We start from the raw sequence: 4841 nt of genomic DNA, 5'->3' as shown, positions 1-4841 counted from the left end.
CAGGGGGCGGCGCGGGCGGGCTTCGCCCTGGCCCCGGGAATCGCGTTTTTCGCGGCTGTCTCGGGGAAAACGGGGGCCGCGCGAGTCGTTCGAATGATCAGTCATGCTCTTTCCTGTGGGAAAATGGAAGGGAGAGGGTGATTAAATCCCTTTTCGTTGTGTGGAATTGCAGGGGGTTGCCACAAATACGCAGCAAATCTGCGTCACAGTCTTTCTTTCTCTGCGCAAACGTGTTAGCTTGAAATGACTTCTCTTGCAAGGGTGTGCTCGCGAGGACTCTGTTGGGGGAAGGTTTGAATAGGGGATTAGAACTTTTTTCACAAGAACCTTATCTAGTTGAATTTTATTGGGAATGTCTGTTCGGCGATGTAATGTTTCCACGAAATTTTGCAGAGGGGGCTTGACTCGGACGCCAAGGGCTTGTTACTAATTGCGCAAGCCATTCGCCCAACGTTTTAGCGAAGGCGCTCGGCTAACCCCGGCGTGTCGGTCTTTCCCGTCGCGCCACGCCGAACCCGGCGGGTTTTTCAAACACTTTTAATGAGTTGGAGGATACGTATGCCGACTTATGTCGATCCGTCCAAATGTGACGGCTGCAAGGGTGGCGAAAAGACGGCTTGCATGTACATTTGCCCCAACGACCTCATGATCCTCGACCCCGAGGAAATGAAGGCCTACAACCAGGAACCCGACGCCTGCTGGGAATGCTATTCCTGCGTGAAGATCTGCCCCCAGGGCGCCATCACGGCTCGCCCCTACGCTGACTTCGCTCCCATGGGCGGAACCTGTATCCCCATGCGGTCGGCAGACTCCATCATGTGGACGGTTCAGTTCCGTAACGGCAATGTAAAGCGTTTCAAGTTCCCCATTCGCACCACTCCGGAAGGTTCCATCAAGCCTTTTGAAGGTTTCCCCGAAGGCGGCAACATCGAAGACGAACTTCTGTTCACCGAAAAGGCCCTGGTTGCCCCCAAGGAAGCTCTCGGCAAGAAGTTTGAAATGTTGGAAGCCGACAAGGTTCTTACTTGCATGGAACACGGCCGTTAGGCTTTTGCAACCGCTAGTGCGATAAGGAGATACCATTATGCCTATGATTCCCGTAAAGGAAGCGATAAAGGGCGTAGCCATTGCCGAACCCGAAGTTAAAGAACATGCGGTTGACCTGCTCATCGTGGGCGGCGGCATGGGGTCCTGCGGCACCGCTTTTGAAGCCGTCCGCTGGGGCGACAAGCATGGCCTGAAAATTCTGCTTTGCGACAAGGCTTCCCTCGAGCGTTCCGGCGCCGTGGCCCAGGGCCTTTCCGCCATCAACACCTATCTGGGTGAAAACAGCGCCGACGACTACGTGCGCATGGTCCGCACCGACCTTATGGGCCTCGTGCGCGAAGACCTTATCTTCGACTGCGGCCGTCACGTCGACGACTCCGTGCATCTGTTTGAAGACTGGGGTCTGCCCTGCTGGATCAAGGGCGAAGACGGCCACAACATGAACGGCGCCGCCGCCAAGGCCGCCGGCAAGAGCCTGCGCAAGGGCGACGCCCCCGTGCGTTCCGGCCGCTGGCAGATCATGATCAACGGTGAATCCTACAAGTGCATCGTGGCCGAAGCCGCCAAGAATGCCCTGGGTGAAGACCGCATCATGGAGCGCATCTTTATCGTGAAGCTGCTGCTCGACAAAAATACTCCCAACCGCATCGCGGGCGCCGTGGGCTTTAACCTGCGCGCCAACGAAGTGCACATCTTCAAAGCCAACACCATCATGGTGGCCGCCGGCGGCGCGGTGAACGTGTACCGCCCCCGCTCCACCGGTGAAGGCATGGGCCGCGCCTGGTATCCCGTATGGAACGCCGGTTCCACCTACACCATGTGTGCTCAGGTCGGCGCTGAAATGACCATGATGGAAAACCGCTTCGTGCCCGCCCGCTTCAAGGACGGTTACGGCCCCGTGGGCGCGTGGTTCCTGCTCTTCAAGGCCAAAGCCACCAACAGCAAGGGCGAAGACTACTGCGTGACCAACCGTGCCATGCTGAAGCCCTACGAAGATCGCGGCTACGCCAAGGGCCACGTCATTCCGACCTGCCTGCGTAACCACATGATGCTTCGCGAAATGCGCGAAGGCCGCGGCCCCATCTACATGGATACCAAGACCGCCCTGCAGACCACCTTCGCCACATTGAACGAAGAACAGCAGAAGGAACTTGAGTCCGAAGCCTGGGAAGACTTCCTCGACATGTGCGTTGGTCAGGCCAACCTGTGGGCCTGCACCAATACCGCTCCTGAAGAACGCGGTTCCGAAATCATGCCCACCGAACCCTACCTGCTCGGCTCCCACTCCGGCTGCTGCGGCATCTGGGTGTCCGGTCCCGACGAAGAATGGGTTCCCGAAGACTATAAGGTGCGTGCGGCCAACGGCAAGGTCTACAACCGCATGACCACCGTTGAAGGCCTGTTCACCTGCGCCGACGGCGTGGGCGCTTCCGGCCACAAGTTCTCCTCCGGTTCGCATGCTGAAGGCCGTATCGCCGGCAAGCAGATGGTGCGCTGGTGCCTTGACCACAAGGACTTCAAGCCCGAGTTCAAGGAAAGCGCTGATGAACTGAAAAAGCTCATCTACCGTCCGTACTATAACTTCATGGCCGGCAAGGACGCTTCCACCGACCCTGTGGTGAACCCCAACTACATCACGCCCAAGAACTTCATGATGCGTCTTGTGAAGTGCACCGACGAATACGGCGGCGGCGTGAGCACCTACTACACCACCTCCAAGGCTCTGCTCGACACGGGCTTCAACCTGCTTGCCATGATGGAAGAAGACTCCCTCAAGCTGGCCTCCCGTGACCTGCACGAACTGCTGCGCTGCTGGGAAAACTACCATCGCCTGTGGACGGTGCGCCTGCACATGCAGCACATCTCCTTCCGCGAAGAATCCCGTTATCCCGGCTTCTACTACCGCGCGGACTTCATGGCCCTGGACGACACCAAGTGGAAGTGCTTCGTGAACTCCAAGTACGATCCCGCCACCGGCGAGACCAAGATCTTCAAGAAGCCCTACTACCAGATCATCCCCGACTAGTCGGCGGCATGTAGCACAAAAGGGGCGGCCGCAAGGCCGCCCCCCTTGGCTGTAAGCTCTGTCACAGCCAGCGGGTGCAACAGGCGAAGGGCGCGGATGCGCTTCATCCGCCGCGCAAATGCTGCAGCATGCGGTTTGTATGTCCCCCGTCAGGCGGTTCGCCGCCACCGGAAAACTGCCGGGCATGATGGTGAGGCAAAGTCTCAAGGGCAACCGGGTACGGTTCCAGGCGGCCACATCGGAAACTGTGGCCGGCCGTCGGCAGTTGGCGCGAGCCGATGCCCGTAAGGTTTGGCCGGATGCGGCCACTCCTTTTTTCCGCGGCGAGGGGCGTTGTCACTTCTTCAGCCGCTATGCAACAACGCAGGAGGATATCCAGGATGTCCAATGCCATTCTCGTCGTGGGCGGCGGCTTTGCAGGCCTTACAGCCGCCATTGAAGCGGCGGAACTGGGTCACGACGTCTATATCGTCGAAAAGTCGCCCTGGCTTGGGGGCCGCGTGGCTCAGCTCAATAAATATTTTCCCAAACTCTGTCCCCCCTCCTGCGGCTTGGAAATCCAGTTCCAGCGCATCAGGAAAAATCCGCGTGTGAAGTTCTTTACCCAGGCCGAAGTTGTGGGCTTCAGCGGGGTCAAGGGCGACTATACCGTCAAGGTGCGCATCGAACCGCGCCGCACGGCGCCCCATAACGTGGATTTCAGCCTGCTGGCCTCCAGCCTTGACGGCGAAAGCCCCAGCGAATTCGACTTTGGCCTTTCAAAGCGCAAGGCTTTGTACAAGGCCATGCCTTTCGCCTTTCCCAGCCGCTACACCCTGGATACGCAGACTCTTTCCAAGGCCGACACGGCCCGTGTGGCGGGCAACCAGTTTCTGGATGTGGCCGAAGCCCCTCGCGAAATTGAACTGGGCGTGGGCGCTGTGGTCATTGCCACCGGCTGGAAGCCCTATGACGTCACCCGTCTGAGCAACCTTGGCGCGGGCAACGTGAAAAACTGTATTTCCAACATGCAGATGGAGCGTCTTGCCTCGCCCTGTGGCCCCACAGGCGGGCGCATCACGCGGCCCACGGACGGCCGCAGGCCCCACCACGTGGCCTTTGTGCAGTGCGCCGGTTCGCGCGACCAGAACCATCTGAACTACTGTTCATACATCTGCTGTATGGCAACGCTCAAGCAGTGCCAGTACATTGCCGAGCAAAGCCCTGATACGCAGATTACGGTTTATTATATTGATATGCGCGCTCCCGGCCGCTACGTGAAAGTGCTTGAAAAGGTCAAGGCCATGCCCAACGTGCATTTTGTCAAGGGCAAGGTCGCTGATGTGGTGCAGGCTGCGGGCGACAAGGTGCGCCTGACGGCAGAAGACGCCGTAAGCGGCGAAAAGCTCACCCTCGACTATGACCTTGTGGTGCTGGCAACGGGTATGCAGCCCTCTTTGGCCGGCGAAGACGCGCCTCTGCCCCTGCCTCTTGATGAAGAAGGCTTTGTGGCGGGCGGAGAGGAAGCCGGCATCTTTGCCGCCGGTTGCGCGCGCATGCCCCTGGATGTGATGCGCTCGGCTCAGTCCGGTACAGCCGCCGCCCTGAAGGCGGTACAAACGGTGAAAGGGAGGTAGGCGGCATGTCCGGTAAGATTGGCGTCTATTTTGACCAGCAGAACATTGGCGGCGGCCTCGATCTTGAGGCGCTTGCCGCGCAGACCTCGGCAACGTGGGGCGACCTCACAGCCGTGGTCAAGGTGGTTCCCGTGCTGGCATTGGCCGTGGAC

General features: G+C 59.1%; 3 protein-coding genes. All 3 read left to right on the top strand.

Going from position 1 to position 4841, the window contains the following annotated elements:
- Positions 1–558: 558 nt before the first annotated feature.
- The 3 genes from aprB (at position 559) to qmoA (ending at position 4689) form a co-directional block, all read left to right on the top strand.
- Complete coding sequence (gene aprB, locus V6C16_RS08040) at positions 559–1047, top strand: adenylyl-sulfate reductase subunit beta (RefSeq protein WP_333535099.1); 489 nt, start codon at positions 559–561, stop codon at positions 1045–1047.
- A gap of 37 nt (positions 1048–1084) precedes the next feature.
- Positions 1085–3073 (top strand): adenylyl-sulfate reductase subunit alpha, encoded by a 1989-nt coding sequence (gene aprA, locus V6C16_RS08035; protein ID WP_333542984.1) that lies wholly within the window; start codon positions 1085–1087, stop codon positions 3071–3073.
- Between the two features lie 278 nt (positions 3074–3351).
- A complete protein-coding gene (gene qmoA / locus V6C16_RS08030; protein ID WP_333542983.1) occupies positions 3352–4689 on the top strand; it encodes a heterodisulfide reductase subunit A in 1338 nt (445 codons plus the stop codon).
- The last annotated feature ends 152 nt before the right edge of the window (positions 4690–4841 follow it).

This window comes from Desulfovibrio sp. 1188_IL3213 (assembly GCF_036763145.1).
Taxonomy (GTDB): Bacteria; Desulfobacterota; Desulfovibrionia; order Desulfovibrionales; family Desulfovibrionaceae; genus Desulfovibrio.
This window is presented reverse-complemented; position numbering and strand designations above follow the sequence as displayed.